This window comes from Oscillospiraceae bacterium (assembly GCA_031265355.1).
Lineage (GTDB): Bacteria > Bacillota > Clostridia > Oscillospirales > UBA929 > JAIRTA01.
Window position 1 is genome coordinate 125,876 of sequence record JAISCT010000047.1, and the last position, 20,430, is coordinate 146,305.

Genomic DNA, 20,430 nt, shown 5'->3' on the forward strand with positions numbered 1-20,430 from the left:
GGGAGTGGATACCGATGCCTTTCGACAGCAGAGATATCATCGATGAAGCCGGACGCCATTTGGCCAACTGCCTTGGATCGAGTTTTAAGAAGGCAGCTCCGAGCCACAGGAGATATGAGCGCCCTCTCCAACACCGCCGCTTTGTTCAATCAGGGCCATGCCTTTTTGATAGGGAGTATTGCAGACAAAACACACGATAAGGACATGAGATTTATGCTGACACATGAAGATATATGCCGGGCTGTAAAAAAAGCAGCCTCGAAATACAAGATTCAAAACGCCTATTATTTTGGTTCCTATGCCAGAGGAACTCAAAATGATGAGAGCGATTTGGATTTGTTGGTTGACTTCGATGTACCTTCAATTTCTTTGTTCACTATAGCGGGTCTGGCGGCGGATTTAGAGGAAGTTTTGCATACAGAAGTGGACGTACTGAAGCTGCCCTTGCCGAAAGAAACGCATCTGCGCATAGAAAAGATGGTGAAATGCTATGGAATTGAGGGATAGACGCATACTGGCCAAGATGCGAGAAGAATCACGGCTTGTCAGCAAGTTCATGGACGGCGTTGAATATAACGGGTTCATGCAAAACGAAGAAAAAAAGCGAGCTGTGACACAGACTCTGGCCAACATCGGCGAGCTTTGCCATGTTTTGTCCGACGACGTGAAAGCGCAGTACAAAAATATCCCTTGGTCGGCAATTCGTAAGACAAGGAATGTCATTGCTCACGATTATGAATCCGTGGATTTTACAGACATTTGGCATTCCGCAACGATTGATGTACTTGACTTGGCGGTAGAAATTGACGCAATTGAGCGCGATATTGGCGTAGAGCTATATAGCGATTCGGAGCGTGAAGCCAATTATAATGAAATTTTAAACGCAATCAAGGAAGCTGATGAAGCAAGATAAACGATATGCTTATGGGACTTATAACTCCTTTGACGAATATCCCCAGAGCGCCATCCGGCCTGAAACCTTTGGTCAGGCAGATTTCCTGAAACTCTCCTTCTAAATTGCGGTGCGCGCCAAAAGCGCCGCAGGCGTTGTATCCACAACGTCTGCGGCGCTTTATGAGACATGGGTTTAGCCCAAACAGTGCCCCGTTAGGCTCTGTCAGAACTCGTTACGGCGTCGCCTCCGCCGCGGGGCCAAGCGGGTTGTTCTGGTCGTCCCAGACAAACAGTCCGACGGAATAGCCGGACCCAAATGCGGCTTCCGCCGCGTTGCTGAGCCTCGTGAGGTCGTCTTTCGCCGCTGTGAACGCCTCGATGTCCGTGCTGACCAGCCGTCCGGCGGGGTCATATATGGCAAGGAGACTGTTTCCGGTCACGCTGTCCGGCGTATAGTTTTCGACAAGCGTCTGGAACCTGACTTCAGATGCCGTTTGCTCAGAAGACTGCACCGTGGCGTATGCCCCCTGCTCCGCAACCGCGAGCCAGCTGATCATCGGCTGGGTGTTGCCGCCCGCCGCCGCGCCAGCCGTCTTGTACATGCTGACTTTCACGACCGTGGGCGCGCTCAGCGTGAAGAACAGGGTGTCCGTCTGGCGTGAACCAACCGCCGCGCCATTGGCTGTTGACAGCGTATTGTTCACCGTCGCCAGCAACCGCCCGTCTTCGTCGATCACATCGATCGTATACGGTCTTGCGACGTCGGCGCCCTGCGGCCAGAACTCGTGGATACCTGTCGTCAGCATGTAACTGCCGGCCGGCAGCGACAACTCGTACGTCATAACGGCGGCGTTCGCGTCGTCCCAGGAGTACCAGCCATAATGGAATTTGTCGGTGTAGTTTGGCACCTTGTAATACTGAAGATTCTCATTGATCGCCGGGTGCATGACCGCGCCGGTCACGCCGTAGGCCCCGGTCTCCGTCGTATAGCCCCAGGAACCGTCGCCCTTTGCCTTGTCGGGCGCATCGCCGTTGAGCAAATCTGCCACAAGGGCGCTGACGCTGTTCCAGGCGCGCGAGCCGACGGCCTTTTTCCCGTCGGCGGCCTCGACCATCGAACCCGCGTCAATGAAATACTTGAGCCCGCGCGGTACTATCTCGATATCGGCGGATACGTTGGCGGTCACGCCGTCCGCGGTCGCCGTGCCCGTGACGGTAATCGTCTGATAGGCTTTTGCCTGCGCCGGCAGCGCCGCCAGCGTATTCCAAACGACCGCGGCCGTCTTATTGCCGTGGCCGTACGTAGATACCGTCACGGTCGCCGGCAGTTTCGCCCCTATGCCGCCCGGCGTCGCTTCGTGTACATAAAGCGCCGAATGGAGGTTTGTCAAGATGCCGGTAATCTCGTCGGGATCGGTCGGAACCGCGGTGCCCGGCTGATAGATCTGCACCCACGCCACGTCTGGGCCTTGGTTTTGTGTTCTGGCGTAGAACGTCAGCGTAAGCTCACAATCCGCGGCGAGCGTAATAGCGGTCGGGCTCGCGCCGTTGTTTAGAATCTGCTGTCTGGTGGAACTGCTGACCGACGCCTGCCCCAGCGACTGTGTGCGCGCGGCGCCGTCATTCCAAGTGGCTATCATCTCCGTTGTTCTCGGTCCGGACCACCACTCGTACAGACACGCCGCCACGACATATGTCCCGGCTTTCATCGCAATTCTGTAGCGGTAGTTGACGCCGGCGGTATTGGTATTTCCGTAAAGGCCGGTGTCAATCTTGGTTGATTCATAGGTACCTGTGCGCACGCCGAGTCCGGCGGACGGCGAACCCTCCTGATAACCCCAGGAGTTCGCGGCGTACGCCTTGTCGGAGACTGTGTTCACCAGAGCCGCTCCGACAAGACCTTTCACGGCGTCGTACAGATCGGAGCCGCTCGCCGCGGTGCCGGAGTTAATCCAGGCGACCGTGCCGGGTTTGATGACCTCGACCTTCACACCGGTGAACGTTTTGCCGCCGACCGTCACGGAAGCGTTTGTCACGGTGGCAAACGCCGCGCCGGTCACGTTGCCCCAGACGGCCGGCAGGGTGGCTTCTTTTCCCGTGGCCGTGACCACTTCGACAACCCTTGGCAGACCGGTGAGCGCCGTGCCGGTGGGCGTTCCGCTGGTGTTGTAGGCGGCGAACGCCGTTTTCTTGAGGCTGGCGATCTCAACGTTTCTCACGGTCACGTTGTACGTCCGTGTCGTCACACCGTCATCCGCCGTCACCGTGTACGCAGCGGCCGTACCGACGGTGAACGTCTGCGCGCCGGATGGCGCGTAGGAAGCGCCCGGGGACACAGTCACGGCTGGCGTAACACCTGCTAAGTCTGTGCCCGGAATGACGTATACCGTGATGTCGCCGCCCTCAATCACCCCATGGGCGGCGGAACCGTCCAGATCGGTCAGACTGAACGCGGTGATGTTGCATTCCGTCGATTTCGCAACCGTCACCGTCACGCTGTATTGTTTTGTGTGGCTGCCGTCGGCGGACGTCACGGAGTACGCCTTCGCGACCCCGGGGACAAACGTCACGGCGCCCGACGGGCCGTACGCCGCGCCCGCGGACACGAACACCACCGGCGTCACGTCGGCAAGGTCTGTGCCGTACGGCACGGTGACGGCGATGTCACTCCCGTCGACCACGCCGGCCGCTCCGGCCAGTGTGAAGCCGATGATGTCGCCGGCGGTGGCCGGCGAGAGCGTGATCGTGACCGTGTAGGTCTTCGTGCTCTGCGGCGTGACGACCGTCACGGCAACCGGGCCGCGCGAGAAGTCCAGCGCTCCCTCCGTTTGAAGCGTCGCGCCGAGGGATACCTCGATCTCCGGCGTGACGCTCGTGAGCGGACCGAAGTTGTCCGGCAGGCTGACGGCGATCGTACCGGCTTCGTTGTCGACGAGGCCTGGGTTGGTCCCGATTTTGAAGCTCGTGATAAACGGCTCAATCGACTCCGCGAGGGCTTTCAACTCATTGTACGCATTCAGCGCGGCGACCGTATCGTTCGTGGGCCCGCCGACGCCTGCCGCCGTCTGATACACCGGATGCGACACCGGAACACCCATCTCACGGGCAATCGGCAGATAGTCCTGAATGTTTTGGTAGAAGTTGCGCGCCGATGTCCAGAACGCATTGGCGTCGTCGACGGTGCTGTCTTCGCCGCCGTCGATGGGTTTCAGCGAGAAGTTGTAATTGTATGTCCTCACGCCGTTGATGTTAATCCTGTACTGACCCAGCGGGCGGGCGCCCCATGTATTGTCGCCGCCGGCGCCGGTGCTGGCCAGATTGACGCGCAGGTATGTCGCGTAGGTGGCGTCATTCGCGTGGAGGTCGAGCGTCTGATACGCGTGCCTTGAGGTACTGCCCCCGGTGGCGCTGGCGCGGCTCAGCTCCCAGGGCTGGAAATGCAGCGCGTTGAACTCGATAAGGCTCGTTGCGTTGTAGGCGTTCGTGCCGCTGAACGCGTTGTTGGCGGCGAATTTGCCCGCCTTGACCATCAGACCAAACCCCGCGTCGTTTGTCAGGGTGAGCCAGCGCGTGTCGTTTTTGGTCCCCATCTCCTGAGACCTCTGGTACATGACGAAGTTTTCGGCCACCGTGTTGCGGTAGATCCCCGCGTGGACGCCGAGCCGGCGGTCGACATAGGCGTCGTTCGGGCCGCGTCCGTACCACGTGAGGTTCTCAAACCCGGGGCTGAGGGTCATGATCGTCCCGATTTCGGGGACCTCGTTTGCGCTGGACGGAGCGCCGCTGAACGCGTACGTCTCGTTCACTTTGATCTCGCCGTCTGGGTAAACCGTATACGTGGTCGTCGCCGTCAGGTTTTTGGCCGACCAGGTATTCGGCACGGTGAGGATCACAAGGTTGCCCGCATCGGTCTGCTGCCTCGTGACGGTGCCGAGCGCAAACGCCGGATTGGCCCACGACCACATATTCGTTTCGACGTTGCTGGCGGCCCGCTCGTTGTCCAACACGCCGCGGTAGAAGTTCGGCACGGGACCGCTCGTGAGGATCTCGACGCCTTTGTACTTGTACGACGTGATGACGCCGTTTGTAAACGCAACCGAGAAATCCCGGCCGGTAATGACGGAGTTGGCGGCCGGGCCGGTCACCGTCAGGGTGTCGCCGCCGACCGGCAGGACCGCGGCGGCCGGACCGTTTGTGACGGTGAGCGCGAACTGCTCCCTGGCGATTTCAAAGCCTTTCTTCGCCCAAAGCGTGTCGTCTCTCAGTCGGTACCTGACGTTGAACAGGTATTCCGCGCCGGGCTTCGGGTTCGGGATGGCGCCGAAAACCGTCGTGATCTCCGCCGACGTGCTCTTCGCGGCGTTGATGTCCGACGGCGCCGGTCCCACATCGTGAGCGCCGGTCCCCGACAGGACGACGACGCCGTTTTCCGTCACATCCCACGCCATATCAAACTCATTGACGTTGGCAAACAGGTTTTTGTTTCTGATGTTGTAGGTGACGCTGGTGTCGTCGTTGCGCACGCGGGTGCCGCGGATCATCTGGTTGTAGTACTTCAGCTCGCCAATCGACTCTTTTGGGGTGCCGTCGGCAAACAGCACGCCGTCGCCGATGAACCAGCCGTCGTTTGAAGTGTCCTGCCAGTCGCCGCCGACCGCCAAGTATCCCACCTCAGGGAATTGGCCGCGTTTGTTGGGCTGCGGCGTCCATATCGACTGATCGATCCAGTCCCAGACGGCGCCGCCGATACATCTGTTGTTGTTTTCGAACACATCGATGTACTCGCGGTAGTTGCCGTTCGAGTTGCCCTCACCGTGCGAATATTCACACAGGTACTGCGGCCTGCTCCCGCCTCTGCTGTTCCAGGCGGAAGCGGTGTCGTACATGTAACTCAGCACGTCGCCCACGGCGGTGCTGCTCTGGCCGCTGGGTACGCTCTGATTCTCGAACTCACAGTGAATCGGCCGGCTCGTTTCGCGGGCCCTGATCCAATCTTTTCCATATGTGTTCATTCCGGTGCCGCCGCCGGACTCGTTGCCGAGCGACCAACCCCATATGCAGGCGTAGTTTTTGTCGCGCTCGTACATGTTCACCTGGCGGTCGCGGATGGCCTGGCCCCAGATGGCGGAGTTCGTACTGACCGTTATGTTGCGGTACTGATGTGTCTCCAGGTTTGCCTCGTCAAGTATGTAGATGCCGTATTCGTCCGCGATGTCATAGTACATCGTGCTGTGCGGGTAGTGCGACATGCGGATATGGTTGAAGTTGTTCTCCTTCATGATGCGAAGGTTCTGCCTGATCAGCGCTTCCGGCATGTAGCGGCCCGTATACGGGTTCAGCTCATGGGTATTCGTTCCGTGCAGCAAGATGCGCTGGCCGTTGATGAAAACACGCGGGCTTGTGCTGTTGTTTGTGAACGAAATGACGCGGAAACCGACGCGTATGCAGATATACTCGTCTCCGACGCGCAGCACCAGTTTGTACAGATTGGGGTGCTCGGCCGACCAGGGCTTCACGTCCAGGTTTGTGAAATTCAGCGTCCTTCTCGCGCCCTGCAGCGACAGGTTCCTGTAGCCCATGCCGATCTGCCAGCCGGTGTACGTCGTGCCCGTGCTTGTCTCAACCGTCTCGAACGCCCCGGCACTGCTGGAGAGCTCGTCCGAGACCGGATTGCCCTCCGCATCATACAGCCGCGCGTAGACCGTCGTGCCCTCGCGGCCCTCCGTATCGGCCGCGGCCCAGTCGCGCAGGAAGGCCGTCACCGACAGATCCCAACGGCCGTTGTAGCCGCCCGCCACCGTCGGGGCCGGCACGGCTTGGAAGTCGTACACGTCAACCTTACGCCTGGCAAGCAGGTATATGTCGCGGAATATGCCCGAGATACGGATCATGTCCTGGTCTTCCAGCCATGATCCGGTCGTCCAGCGGATGACCTGAACGACGATGATATTGTCGCCGTCAAAGTTCAGCGCGCCGGTGATGTCGAACTCCTTGTGCGTCATCGTGTCTTCGGAATACCCGATTGGAACGCCGTTTAGCCACACATAGAAGCCGTCCGCGCCGTCGAGGTTCAGCGTGACCGTGCGGCCGGCCCAGCCGGCGGGCACCGTGAAGTGACGCCTGTAGGTACCGACGCCGTTGTAGTTCTGCGGGGCGTTCTGGTTGTTGATGCCGTTGCTCATCGAGTTTGCATAGTTTGTCCCGTTGATTGTCTCGCTGTTGCCCCAGCCGTAGCCGTTGTTTTTGTACGTGATCTTGTCGTACTTCGTGATCTTCGTCGATGTCCCCAAGAGATAATCCGGGTTCCAGTTGATCTGCCAGTTGCTCGGAACCGCCATGTTGTCCCAGCCGCTGTCGTCGAAATCCGGTTCCAAGAAGCGGCTCTCCCGACCGATCTGCGGCGCTGTCTCGGGCCAGGGGCGCTGCGACGGGTTGATTGAGTAAAGGAATTTCCACGCGCCCTCGTCGGTGGCGCGCAAGTCGCTGAGCGTCATATAGTACGTGTTGCCGTCGCTCTCGGGATACATCGTGTACCCGTCGAGCGCGCTTTTCAGCGAATCATAGGTGTAGTAGTGGGCGCGGGCGTTCTCGCTGCCCTTCGCGAATGTGGTCGAGTTGCCGGTCCACTCGCCGCCGGTCAGCGTCACGGCCGCATTGGCCGTGACAGCCGGCAAAACAAACAGAGCGACCGCCATGACCGACATTGCCACGAAAAACTTTACCCTCATTCAATATCATACCTTTCAGCAAGAATATCGCACAAACTCTCTAACGTCCATGGCAATCGGGGATCGGTTCGGGGCGGAACCGTCTGCACAAACAGTTCCGCCGGCGATTGCTTGCCCTGCACACAAAGTAACCGCCCTGCTTCCGGACGCACCTCCTCGACCCGCACAAACCCGCTGGGCCGCAACTCTTTCGACGGTCCCCGCATGGCCTGCTACGCGCGATCTCACCAAGAGCGTGCCACAGATGCCGACACCCCTATTATATTACGCGAAATTTGTAGAATCAAGGGCTAAGATAGATGTTTTTTTTGTGTATTTCGACCGCGCAAGGTGTGATAAATTTTAAAAATCGGCAATTTTAACAGGGCATATACCTCGTTAAAATCCTCAAAAAGCGCCGTTTTCCCCCATAAAAACGGCGCTTTTTGTTTTTTGTCAACAGGGCGCCTCCGATCAAATACAGGCGCCGTCAAATCCTGTGATCTGACGGCGCCTGTTGGCACGCCCGGAGGAATTCGAATCCCCGACCTACCGCTTAGGAGGCGGTCGCTCTATCCTGCTGAGCTACGGGCGCTCATCGGCGTATCCGGCGGCATGTTTTAGCATTCCGGCCGTCTATCGTGGGAATCATGGGGACTCTGGCCCTTTGGGGCGGGTGAGCGTCACCGAGACGACCTCGGGGCGGTTGAAGAGACGGACCGGCCAACCGCCCACCCCGCCCAGACCGCGGCTCGTCACCATGGCCGTCGTACCCTCCCACGTGACGCCGGAGGTGTGTTGCGGAAACAGCACGCGCCCGGGACCGACGAGACCGTCCGTGAACGGGAGACGAATGACCCCGCCGTGGGCGTGCCCGGTGAACACCACGTCGACACGCTGGGCGACATAGTCTGAAAACCGGTCGTACCGGTGGCTGAGCATCACCAAAAAAGGATCTCCGCTTCGCCGCGCCAGCGCCGTCACCTCCGACACCGTCAACTGTGTGCGCGGGCCGTTCGGGTCCATGAGGCCGACCAAACAGATCTGCTCGCCGCCCCGCGAGAGAAAGAGATAGTCGTTGTCCAGATAAACGATGCCGGTCTCCCGCAGCACCGGACGCAATTGATCCACAATGCGGCCAGCCCACTCGTGGTTGCCGGTCACATAATAGACCGGGGCGATCGCCACGAGGTCCCGGCAGAGCGCCTCCATGAGCGGCAGCTCCTTGGGGCGCTGGATAAAGTCCCCCGTCAGCACAATGATATCCGGCGTCTGGCGCCGCGTCATCTCTACGAGATCCCGGTTCTCGGGCCCGAATTCGGCGGCGTGCCAGTCGGAAAGATGAACAATCCGAAACCCGTCGAAAGCCGCGGGCAACCGCGCGTGCGCCAGCGTGTACGCGCCGAGCTCCAGTACGGTGTTGCTGACAACCAGATCCGCGGCCAAAAAAACCGCGACGCAGAGCAGCAGGACCGGCGTCCGGCGCACGCGCCCTCGGCGGCGGGGCGGCGGCACAGGGGCTTTGTTCATGGGGCACTCCCCGCCCGGGGCTCGGCGTCCGGTACGCCGCCCACCCCCGGACATCTCCTCACTTTTTGTTCCGGATGAAAATTAATTTTCCATTATTTTCCAGCACATTGTCTCGAAAATCCATTTCGATGCTGTCGATGGCGTCGATGAGGAGGGTCAGCTTTTTATAGCCGTAGTTGCGCGCGTCGAAGTCCGGCTGCTTTTTGCTGATCAGGTTGCCCACCCCGCCGAGATAGGCCCAGCCATCGTCGCCGGCCACGTCGTCGATGGCGGTGGTGATGAGGTCGACGATCTCCTCTGGGATCTGGTTGGCCGGGGGCGCCTTGGCGGCCGCCTTGGGGGTCTTCGCGGGTTTCGGCTGGCTCTCCGGTTCAGTCGGGGGCAGCGCCTCTTTGGTCTTGGTTTTTCTCTTCTCGCCCCCGATGATCTCGATATACAGGAATTTGTCACAGGCCACGATGAAGGGATTGGGTGTCTTCTTCTCTCCAAACCCAAACACCTTCATGCCAGCCTCTCGCAGACGGGTGGCCAGCCGGGTGAAGTCGGAGTCGGAGGAGACGATGCAAAACCCGTCTACCCGCCCGGAGTACAAGATATCCATGGCGTCGATGATCATCGCGGAGTCCGTGGCGTTCTTCCCCGTCGTATACCCGTACTGCTGAATGGGTGTAATGGCGGTTTCAAGCAGGGGCTTCTTCCACCCCGCCAGATTGGGAGACGTCCAGTCGCCGTAAATGCGCTTGACGGTCGGCGTACCGTATACGGCAATCTCCTCCATAATCTCCTTGAGTTGGCGGCGCGGCGCGTTGTCGGCGTCGATCAGCACCGCCAGCCTCAATTCATCTTGCCTTTGCATATCCATGGCCATTCCTTTCACACTGCGCGCGTCCGCGGCGCATCGCTTCTCTCTTCTATTGTACACCACCTTGTCAACAGGAGGTGCTGGGAAAAAGAGGCACTGGGAAAAATCTGCGTCCGGCGCGGGATTTTCTCACGGGCCCATCTTGACCCGCCTCCCCATCGGGGGTACAATAAGAAAGATCATGGACCGGGGGCCAAACAACAGACGGAGGTTATGGCGGCATGGCGGTAAAATTCATCTTTGTAACAGGCGGCGTGGTATCCGGCCTGGGAAAAGGCATCACGGCGGCGTCGCTGGGGCGGCTTCTCAAAGCCAGGGGGCTGCGCGTGACACTGCAGAAATTCGATCCCTATCTCAATGTGGACCCGGGTACGATGAGCCCCTATCAGCACGGCGAGGTTTTTGTCACCGACGACGGCGCCGAGACCGACCTGGACGTGGGCCACTACGAGCGCTTTATCGACGAGAGCCTCAGCGTGAACTCCAACGTCACGGCCGGCAAGGTCTACTGGTCCGTACTCTCGCGCGAGCGCTCGGGCGACTTTTTGGGGGGCACCGTACAGGTGATCCCACACATCACAAACGAGATCAAAGACCGCATCTACCGCGTGGCGCGGGACGGCACGGACGTGGTGATCACCGAGATCGGCGGTACGGTGGGTGACATCGAATCCCAACCCTTTCTGGAGGCCATCCGTCAGGTGTCGGTGGACGTGGGCAAAGAGAACGTGCTCTATGTCCATGTGTCGCTCATTGTCCACCTACCCGGCTCCCACGAGGCAAAATCCAAACCCACTCAGCACTCCGTAAAGGAACTGCTGAGCCTCGGCATCCAACCCGACATCATCGTCTGCCGCACGGAGCACCCGCTGAGTCGCGACATCCGCAGCAAGATCGCGCTGTTTTGCAACGTGCCGTCCGAATGCGTGATCGAAAATCGAAACGCCGACTCGCTCTACCAAGTCCCGCTGATGCTGAAGGACGAGGGCTTCGACGCGGTGGCCTGCCGCCGGCTGGGCCTGCCGCCGGTTACTCCCGATCTCACACAGTGGCAGGAGACCGTAAACCGGCTCTCCTGCTGCCAGCGCACGGTGACGATCGGCCTCATCGGCAAATACGTGGCGCTACGCGACGCCTACCTCAGCGTGGCCGAAGCGCTGGGGCACGCCGGCATTGAAAACGGCGTATGCGTGGACATTCGCTGGATAGGCTCGGAGGAAATCACGGCGCAAAACGCCGACGACCGGCTCGCCGGGCTGGACGGCATTCTCGTCCCCGGCGGTTTCGGCGACCGTGGTATCGACGGTAAGATCCTCGCCGCGGGTCATGCCCGCACTCGGGGCATCCCCTACTTCGGCATCTGCCTTGGCATGCAGATGGCGGTCGTCGAGTTCGCCCGCTCTGTCTGCGGCCTGCCCCGGGCGCACTCGACGGAGCTCGACCCGGAGACGCCGCACCCGGTCATCTATCTCATGCCGGAACAGCAGCACATCGTCAAAAAGGGCGGTACCATGCGCCTCGGACTGTACACCTGCCGGTTGGAACCCGGTACGCGCGTCAGCGAATGTTACGGGAACATCGAGGCGGTGGACGAACGCCACCGCCATCGTTACGAATTTAACAACGAATACCGCGACGTCGTGGAACAGCACGGGATGAAACTCTCCGGACTCTCTCCCGACCGTTTCCTCGTCGAGACCATCGAGCTGCTGGACCACCCGTGGTTCGTAGGCGTGCAGTTCCACCCGGAGTTCCGCTCCCGCCCCGGCCGGCCCCATCCTCTGTTTTTCCGTTTCATCGAGGCGGCCAAAAAGCGTTCCCTGGGCAACCGGCACTGAGTACCGACCGCCCGGCCCGAGACACGGACCGGTCTATCCTCTCATCGCCTCATCGATCTCGCGTCGGTTCGGCCCGTTCAGTCCCGTTCCACGTCCGATACGACAAATTCCTGGACCCTCTGGCGAAACGCCAGGCCCTCTTCCTCGGTACCGTGGACCTCGACGAGGATGGGCTTTGCCAGCTCGACGCTGAACAAACCCATGATGGATTTCGCGTCAATGATGTACCGTCCGGATAAGATATCGATGTCAACGGGCTGATCGCACGCCGCCGTGACAAAGGTCTTCACATCGTTGATGGAGGACAGCAGTACATGAAAATAATACTTCAAAACATTCACTCCTTTTTCGTTTTTTTCGTCGCGTCTGCTCGCGCCGCACCTGCCTCGCGCCCGCCAGACGGGACACGCTTTTTATTATACGCACATCACACACAAAAGGCAATGCGTTTTTTGACGGCGCGCCCAAAAAACACCGGGTGTACGCCGGCATGCGCTCGGTCCGTGCGATGAAAGTGGCGCTCTACACCCTCGGCTGCAAAGTGAACCAGTGGGAAACCGGCGCGCTGGCGCAGCTTCTGCGCGCGCGGGGGCACGGCGTCGTCCCCTGGGAGGCGCCGGCCGACGCCTATGTGATCAACACCTGTACGGTCACCGCCGTCAGCGACCAAAAGTCGCGCCGCATGATCAGACGGACACGCCGGGAACACCCCGGCGCGTTGCTCTGTGTATGCGGCTGCCTGCCGCAGTCCGACCCCGAGGCCACCCTGGCCATCGCCGACATCGACCTGCTGACCGGCGCCGGCGACCGCGCCGGTTTTGTGGACCGGCTCGAGGCGCTCCACATCCATCGGATACAGACGGTCGCGGTGGACAACGCCGCCCGGCGCACCCAGTACGAGCAGCTGCCCGGCGGCGTGGGCGGGCGCACGCGAGCCCTGCTCAAGGTGCAGGACGGCTGCGACAACCGCTGCACCTACTGCGTCATCCCTTCGGTGCGCGGCCCGGCGCGCTCTCTGCCGCTCGAAGCCGCCGCCGCGGAAGCCGCCCGACTGGCCGGCGAGGGTTACCGCGAACTCGTGATCACCGGCATCGAGATCTCCTCCTACGGCCGTGACCTGCCGGCCGGCGCCGGACTCGCGCCGCTCACCGAGGCGATCTGCCGCGCGGCTCCCGCCCTGCGGGTACGCCTCGGCTCCCTGGAGCCCCGCACTCTGGATGCGGAGACGGCGGCGCGGCTCGCCGCACTGCCCAACCTGTGCCCCCACTTCCATGTGGCGCTGCAGAGCGGCTGCGACGAGACTCTGCGGCGCATGGGCCGCCGCTATGACACGGCACACTACACCGGCGCGCTCGCACGGCTGCGGGCGGCCCTGCCCGGCTGCGCCGTCACGACGGACCTCATCGTGGGTTTTCCGGGGGAGACGGAGGCGGAGTTTGCCGGCACGCTCTCGTTCGTCGAGGCGCGCGCCTTCTCGGGAATGCATATTTTCCCCTATTCGCGCCGCCCCGGCACGCCGGCGGCCGACATGCCGGGGCAGGTACCCCGGGCGGAGAAACGGCGCCGGGCGGCCGTGGCCGGCCGGCTGGCCGCACGGATGGGCGACGCCTACCGGGCCGGCTGTGTGGGACGCACGGTCCAAGTTCTCTTCGAGACGGAGATGGACGGCGTCTGCACCGGGCACGCGGAAAACTACCAGCCCGTCCGCTGCGCCGCCGCGGGCCTGCGCGGGCAGCTGCGCCCCGCTCTCGTCACATCCGTCTCGGACGGCGCGCTGGTGGGGCAATTGATTTGATTTTGTCGTGGGAGGGTCGTCATGAACGTGTATCGGTGCTATGTGGAGAAAAAACCGGGCTTCGACGGGGAGGCCCGGGCACTTTTGGCTGACTACCGGGGATTTTTACAGCTTCGTACGCTGTGCGGCGTGCGGCAGTTTCACCGGTACGACATCGAAGGGATTGACGAGGCCACCTACGCGGCGGCGCGGTCGGTCGTGTTGTCCGAACCTGTGTGCGACAACCTCTACGAGGAGACGCTGCCGCCGCTGTCGGACACCGTACGGCTGCTGGCTTACGAGTCTCTGCCCGGGCAGTATGACCAGCGGGCCGACTCCTGCGCCCAGTGCATCCAGATGATCACGGGCGGTGAAAGGCCCCTGGTGCGCACAGCCCGCGTGCTGGCGCTGGATGGCATCTCGCAGGAGGAGCTGGCCGTCCTCGCCGCCTATGTGATCAACCCTGTCGAGTGCGGCGAGGCCCCGCCGGAAAAGCCCGCGACCTTGCGCCGGGTCCTCGACCCGCCCGCACCGGTGGCGATCCTCGACGGTTTCACCGCGTTGGGCGAAACAGGTCTTTCCTCGCTGCACGCCGCCCACGGACTTGCGATGGACATGGCGGACCTGTTATATCTTCAGGCGTATTTTCGCGCCGAGGAGCGCGACCCTACGGTGACCGAGCTCAAGGTGGTGGACACCTACTGGTCGGACCACTGCCGCCACACGACCTTTCACACGCACCTGAGCCGGATTGCCATCGGCGACGCCCGCGTGCGGCAGGCCTATGACGCCTACCTGGCGGCGCGGCGGGACCTCTACGGCGCCGAGGCCAAAAATCGTCCGGTGACCCTGATGGACATCGCCACCTGCGGCACGAAGTGGCTGAAAAAGCAGGGCCGCCTGCCCTGCCTGGACGATTCGGCCGAGGTGAACGCCTGCACGGTGCGCGTGCGGGCCGACGTGGACGGGCGCGAGGAGGACTGGCTCCTGCTGTTTAAAAACGAGACCCACAACCACCCCACGGAGATCGAACCTTTCGGCGGCGCCGCCACCTGCATCGGCGGCGCGATTCGCGACCCGCTCTCGGGGCGGGCCTATGTGTATCAGGCCATGCGCGTGACCGGCAGCGGCGACCCGCGCGCGCCGGTGTCCGAGACTTTGCCCGGTAAGCTGCCGCAGCGCAAGCTGACCGCCACGGCGGCGGCCGGCCACTCGTCTTACGGCAATCAGATCGGCGTCGCCACGGGCCTTGTGCGGGAGATCTACCACCCCGGCTATCTCGCCAAACGCATGGAATTGGGCGCGGTGGTGGCGGCGGCGCCCGCCGGGGCTGTCGTCCGGGAGACGCCCGCGCCGGGCGACCTCGTGATCCTGCTCGGGGGCCGCACCGGCCGGGACGGGATCGGGGGGGCCACGGGTTCCTCCAAGAGTCACAACACTCAGTCCGTCTCGGACTGTGCCGCCGAGGTACAAAAGGGCAATGCCCCGGAGGAGCGCAAGCTGCAGCGGCTGTTCAAAAATCCCGAGGTTATCCGCCTCATCCGCCGCTGCAACGACTTCGGCGCGGGCGGCGTCGCCGTGGCCGTCGGCGAATTGGCCGATGGGCTCCTCATTCGGCTGGACCGGGTCCCCAAGAAGTACGAGGGCCTGACCGGCACGGAACTCGCGATCTCGGAGTCACAGGAGCGCATGGCGGTCGTCGTGTCGCCCGGCGACGCCGCGCGGTTTGTCGAGGCGGCCGAAACAGAGAACTTGGAAGCCACCGTGATCGCCGAGGTGACGAAAGCGCCCCGGCTCGTGATGGAACACGAGGGCCGCGTGATTGTGGACCTCGCGCGTGTTTTTCTAGACACAAACGGCGCGGCGCGGCGGGCCAAAGTGCATGTCGCCCCCGTGCCGTCGAACCAGCCCAACCCCGCGCCGGACGCCGGCGAATTGGCGGAACGTCTGCTGCTGCTTGCCTCCGACCTCAACTTTTGCTCCCAGAAGGGCCTGGTGGAACGATTCGACAACACCGTGGGCGCGGGTTCCGTGCTCATGCCCCACGGCGGCCAATGCCGACTCACCCCCACACAGGTCATGGCGGCGCTGCTGCCGGTGCCGGTCGGGCACACCACTGGCACGGCCAGCGTGATGAGCCACGCATTTGACCCATACCTCGCGGAGAGCGACCCGTTTGACGCCGCGCGGCGGTCGGTGATCGAATCGGCGGCCAAACTGGTGGCCGCCGGGTGCTCCCATCGGGATGCCTATCTCACGTTGCAGGAATATTTCCCGCGGCTGCGTGAAGACGCGGATCGGTGGGGCCTGCCCTTCGCCGCGCTGCTGGGCGCCTTTGAGGCCCAGTGCGCACTGGGCATCGCCGCCATCGGGGGCAAGGACTCGATGTCCGGATCGTTTTTGGACCTGGACGTGCCGCCCACGCTGGTTTCGTTCGCCGTCGCGCCGGGCCGGGCCGCGGATCTCATCTCCCCCGAATGGAAGGACGCCGGGCATCCTGTGAGCCTGCTGTGCGCGCCGGCCGGCATTGGCAGCCCGGATTATCGGGGCCTTTCCGCTCTCTGGGACCGCTTCCACGCCCTGTGCGCCGAGGGGCGGATCTTGTCCGCCTGGGCGCTTGAGACCGGCGGCGCGGCCGGCGCGCTGTGCATGATGAGCCTCGGCAACGGCATCGGCTTTGAGGCCGCGCCGGAAGCCAAGGGATACGATTGGTTCGCCCGGCACTCCGGCGCGCTCGTCGTCGAAAGCGAAGCGCCCCTCGAGGGCGCACGGCTGCTCGGCCACACAACGGACACGGGCAAGCTCGTCGTCGGCGACACCATCCTGCCGCTCTCCGCGCTGCGCGCGGCCTGGGAGGCACCGCTGGAACACGTCTTCCCCACCCGTGTGTCGGACGGCGCCGGTCCGGCGCCTGAGCCCGCCGCCGTCACATACGGCGCGCGTGCGGCGCTGCGGCCCCGCACTAGGCTGGGGCGTCCACGCGCCGTCGTTCCCGTCTTCCCTGGCACCAACTGCAAGTACGACACCGCCCGTGCGCTGGCGGAGGCGGGGGCGGAGCCGGAATTGCTCGTGGTGCGTAACCTGACGCCGGCGGCGCTGGCCGACTCGGAGCAGGCCATGGATCATGCGCTGCGCCGGGCGCAGATGTTGGTGCTTCCGGGCGGATTCTCCGCCGGCGACGAACCGGACGGTTCGGGCAAATTCATCGCCGCCTTCTTCCGCAGCCTGCGCCTGTCCGACGCGGTCCGCACGCTGCTCTATCAAAACGACGGGCTCATCCTCGGCATCTGTAACGGGTTCCAAGCCCTCATCAAACTCGGCCTCGTCCCCTTCGGGGACATCCGCCCGCCCGAGGAGGCCGACTGCACATTGACGTTCAACACCATCGGCCGCTACCAGTCTCGCTATGTGGAGACGCGCATGGCCTCCGTGCTGTCGCCGTGGCTGCGGCGCTGCGAACCGGGCGCCGTACACACCATCGCCGTGGCCCACGGAGAGGGGCGTTTTGTCGCCTCGCCGGAGGCGCTGGAGCGTCTTGTGTACAGCGGGCAGGTGGCGTTTCAGTACTGTGACCCGGACGGGCATGTCTCGATGGACATCGCCCACAACCCCAACGGCTCCCTGCTGGCCATTGAGGGGATCACAAGCCCCGACGGCCGGGTTCTCGGCAAGATGGGCCACACGGAGCGGGCCGGCCGATACCTGGCCAAAAATATCCCCGGCGAGAAGGCGCAGCCCCTCTTTGCCGGCGGCGTGGACTATTTCCGCCTATGAGGGAATATTGGTAAATTTTTACAAAAAATGTCTCCCTATGCGGCCGTAAACAATAGTAACTCATTATGGACAATGTGATACAAATATGCTATAATAGTTTTAGATACTCATCATTTATCGCCCTTATTTACAATTTTCATCAAGAAAAGAGGTTTCTCGCATGCGAAAGATCAAAGTGGTGCAGTACGGGTGCGGCAAGATGGCCAAGTACACCCTCCGCTACCTTCATGAAGTCGGTGCGGAGATCGTGGGGGCAATCGACGTGAATCCGGACATCGTGGGTATGGACGTGGGTGACTACGCGGAACTGGGTTTCAAACTGGGCGTCCCGATCCGCAGTGACGCCGACGCGGTGCTCAGTGAGTGCGACGCCGATGTGGCCGTGCTCACCCTGTTCAGCTTCATGTCTGACGTCTACCCGCACTTTGAACGCTGCGCGAAGCGCGGCATCGACGTGGTGACGACCTGTGAAGAAGCCATCTACCCCTGGACGACGTCGTCGGCCATCACCAATAAGTTGGACAAGCTGGCCAAGGAGACCGGCTGCACGATCGTCGGCTCCGGCATGCAGGACATCTTCTGGGTCAACCTGGTCGCGTTGGTGGCGGCCGGCACGCACCGAATCGACAAGATCGAGGGCGCGGTCAGCTACAATGTGGAGGACTACGGTCTGGCGCTGGCCCAGGCCCACGGCGTGGGCCTCACACCCGAGCAGTTTGAGAAGGACATCGCCCACCCCGAGACGCTGGAGCCCTCTTACGTGTGGAATTCCAACGAGTCCCTCTGCGCCAAGATGGGTTGGACGATCAAATCCCAGACGCAGAGATGCGTACCCTATTTCTACGACAAGGATCTGCGCTCCGAGACCTTGGGCAGCGTGATCCCGAAGGGCCACTGCATCGGCATGAGTGCCGTCGTCACCACGGAGACCTTCCAGGGACCGGTGATCGAGACCCAATGCATCGGCAAAGTGTATGGTCCCGACGACGGGGACATGTGCGACTGGAAGATCCTCGGCGAGCCGGACACCGTCTTCTACGTCCAAAAGCCCGCCACGGTGGAGCACACCTGCGCGACCATCGTGAACCGCATTCCCTCCGTCATCAATGCGCCCGCCGGTTATGTCACGGTGGATGAACTGGCGGAGATCGCCTACGCCGCCTATCCGCTGCATTTCTATGTCGAATGACCCGCCGGCCGGTTTGGCTGACAAAGGGCCGGTTCCGTTTCGCTTGGGCGAAACGGAACCGGCCCTTTTCGCGGGACCGTGGGCACTGCGTTGCTCCTCAGTCTGCTTCTTGTCCGCAAAGGTCCCGAAGACATGCAACCCTCGGAGGCCACCATGAACATCGAACAAAAACCTCATGGCCACGCATAGAATTTGTCGATTTTTTGTGAAATGTGCCGAAAATGCAATAAGTGTAGATTTATCTCTTGACGTTGGTAAATTTTTCATAATATAGTGGAGAAGCTCAAGGCCTCTGATAAGCCCAAATCAAGTTTGATGGGAAATGATTGTGTTTTCAGTGCAGCCGGTAACGCCCCCGAATCTCATACGGCGGCACGCTGTCTCGCTGACATGTAGCGTTGATTCTGGTGAGTCCCTTCGCCCTTCTTCCGCCTGTCCAGCATGTTCATCTCCTCCCGGTACTGATTCACGATCCCTGCGAAACGCCCGGCGGCCGAATGGAATACATCCACCAGCACCGGGTCAAAATGTACGCCGCGCCCCTCCTCCATGATGCGCTCGGCCTCATTTGCGGTGAACGCTTTCTTGTAAGGGCGAGCTGAAATCAGCGCGTCATACACGTCGGCGACGGCCATGAGCCGACCTTCCAGCGGGATACTCTTGCCGCTCAAGCCTCGGGGGTAGCCGGAGCCGTCCCATTTCTCATGATGCGTGCTGGCGATGATCTTCGCGTGATGCAAGAACTCATGCTGCGACGTGGTTGCCTCGATCCGTTCTATGGCGTTCACTCCAATCTGGACGTGCGTCTTCATGATTTCAAATTCCTCATCCGTCAATTTGCCCGGTTTGTTTAGAATCACGTCGCTGATGGCAATTTTCCCCACATCGTGCAATTGCGCCGAGCTAAAAACGAAATCCAAATCCCATCTGGAAATCTCGTCGATATAGATATTTTCTTTGATCAGCCGCTCAATGAGAAATTGCAGATATTTCTGAGTGCGGTACACATGACCGCCCGTGATGCCGTCACGGAACTCCACCAGCTCCGCCACAATGTTCAGCACCGCGTTTTGCAAACCGGTCACCTGACGGGTTTTTTGCAATACCGTCTCCTGAAGGCTGTCGTTGCTGCGCTTTAACGCCCTCTTCTGCGCCGCGATCAGCAGATGCGTCTCAATACGTTTGAGTAAGAGCGGCGTCGAAAACGGCTTGGACACATAGTCCACCGCGCCCAGATTGAGCCCTAACAATTCGCTGCCCTCGTCATTCTTTGTCGTGAGAAAGATCACCGGTATGTCGATGAAGGCGTCCGTCCTTTTTAACCGTTTGATCGTCTCATATCCGTCCATCACCGGCATCTCAATGTCCAAAAGAATCAGATCTGGGACAAATCGTCCCAGGCACTCGAACAGCTTCTCCGCCGAAGGCACCGAATACACCTCATAAAACATCTTCAGCATGTTCTTCCCCATAAACAGATTTGCCATATTATCGTCCACCAGAATGATCGTGTCGCGCCTGTTTCTCATTCGAAGCCCTCCTTGCTTATAAAAAACGGTAATGATCTCGTCGATCCCAATCCGTATCGCAATCCTCACAGCATGTCCTCAGCTTATCCGGCATGGCCGCCTGCCGGCGTATTTGAATGGAAAGTCTCCTGTCACTATCATGCCATCTTGCGCAATCACGCGATATATCCGAATTCAAATAAATCAGAATCACAAAATTCGCCATCGAACTCGTTTCGCGAATCACGTTTTCACTCCCGAATCCTGTTTTTTTAAATCGCAAAATACACCCCAATCTACAAAGAAGTGTGATCAACGCCCATGAATACTCACATATATCACAGTGGATTGCCC

At 61.0% G+C, this 20,430-nt stretch carries 11 protein-coding genes and 1 tRNA gene; 6 read left to right on the forward strand and 6 right to left on the reverse strand.

The genetic code is table 11. From position 1 onward, the window contains the following. Positions 1–42 precede the first annotated feature (42 nt). Both LBK75_07195 and LBK75_07200 read left to right on the forward strand, forming a co-directional pair. Positions 43–507 carry a nucleotidyltransferase domain-containing protein gene (locus LBK75_07195; GenBank protein MDR1158079.1) on the forward strand — a complete coding sequence of 155 codons (465 nt, stop codon included), beginning with the start codon at positions 43–45 and terminating at the stop codon, positions 505–507. Beyond that, the gene (locus LBK75_07200; protein MDR1158080.1) at positions 491–913 is read left to right on the forward strand and encodes a DUF86 domain-containing protein; all 423 of its coding nucleotides are present in this window, start codon (positions 491–493) and stop codon (positions 911–913) included. The genes LBK75_07195 and LBK75_07200 overlap by 17 nt, the downstream gene beginning before the upstream one ends. A gap of 214 nt (positions 914–1,127) precedes the next feature. Here the strand turns inward: LBK75_07200 and LBK75_07205 are convergent, their stop codons facing one another. The 4 genes from LBK75_07205 to LBK75_07220 form a co-directional block, all read right to left on the reverse strand. Beyond that, the gene (locus LBK75_07205) at positions 1,128–7,622 is read right to left on the reverse strand and encodes a DUF4981 domain-containing protein (GenBank protein ID MDR1158081.1); all 6,495 of its coding nucleotides are present in this window, start codon (positions 7,620–7,622) and stop codon (positions 1,128–1,130) included. 497 nt (positions 7,623–8,119) lie between these two features. Then, a tRNA-Arg gene (locus LBK75_07210) sits at positions 8,120–8,196 on the reverse strand. A gap of 53 nt (positions 8,197–8,249) precedes the next feature. Continuing rightward, a complete protein-coding gene (locus LBK75_07215; GenBank protein MDR1158082.1) occupies positions 8,250–9,131 on the reverse strand; it encodes a metallophosphoesterase in 882 nt (293 codons plus the stop codon). A gap of 58 nt (positions 9,132–9,189) precedes the next feature. Then, positions 9,190–9,987, reverse strand: a complete 798-nt coding sequence (locus LBK75_07220) for an NYN domain-containing protein (protein ID MDR1158083.1) — start codon at positions 9,985–9,987, stop codon at positions 9,190–9,192. Between the two features lie 227 nt (positions 9,988–10,214). Between LBK75_07220 and LBK75_07225 the strand changes: the two genes are divergently transcribed. Then, a complete protein-coding gene (locus LBK75_07225; GenBank protein ID MDR1158084.1) occupies positions 10,215–11,831 on the forward strand; it encodes a CTP synthase in 1,617 nt (538 codons plus the stop codon). A 77-nt stretch (positions 11,832–11,908) separates the two neighbouring features. On the opposite strand, the gene LBK75_07230 is transcribed toward LBK75_07225, so the two are convergent. Continuing rightward, complete coding sequence (locus LBK75_07230) at positions 11,909–12,163, reverse strand: HPr family phosphocarrier protein (protein ID MDR1158085.1); 255 nt, start codon at positions 12,161–12,163, stop codon at positions 11,909–11,911. Positions 12,164–12,321: 158 nt separating this feature from the next. Here LBK75_07230 and mtaB point away from each other — a divergent pair, with 158 nt between their 5' ends. The 3 genes from mtaB (at position 12,322) to LBK75_07245 (ending at position 18,568) form a co-directional block, all read left to right on the forward strand. Continuing rightward, positions 12,322–13,626 carry a tRNA (N(6)-L-threonylcarbamoyladenosine(37)-C(2))-methylthiotransferase MtaB gene (gene mtaB / locus LBK75_07235; GenBank protein ID MDR1158086.1) on the forward strand — a complete coding sequence of 435 codons (1,305 nt, stop codon included), beginning with the start codon at positions 12,322–12,324 and terminating at the stop codon, positions 13,624–13,626. A 21-nt stretch (positions 13,627–13,647) separates the two neighbouring features. Further along, complete coding sequence (locus LBK75_07240; protein ID MDR1158087.1) at positions 13,648–17,379, forward strand: phosphoribosylformylglycinamidine synthase; 3,732 nt, start codon at positions 13,648–13,650, stop codon at positions 17,377–17,379. A gap of 160 nt (positions 17,380–17,539) precedes the next feature. Beyond that, a complete protein-coding gene (locus LBK75_07245) occupies positions 17,540–18,568 on the forward strand; it encodes a dihydrodipicolinate reductase (GenBank protein MDR1158088.1) in 1,029 nt (342 codons plus the stop codon). A gap of 362 nt (positions 18,569–18,930) precedes the next feature. On the opposite strand, the gene LBK75_07250 is transcribed toward LBK75_07245, so the two are convergent. After that, positions 18,931–20,097, reverse strand: a complete 1,167-nt coding sequence (locus tag LBK75_07250) for a response regulator (protein MDR1158089.1) — start codon at positions 20,095–20,097, stop codon at positions 18,931–18,933. Positions 20,098–20,430: the final 333 nt, after the last annotated feature.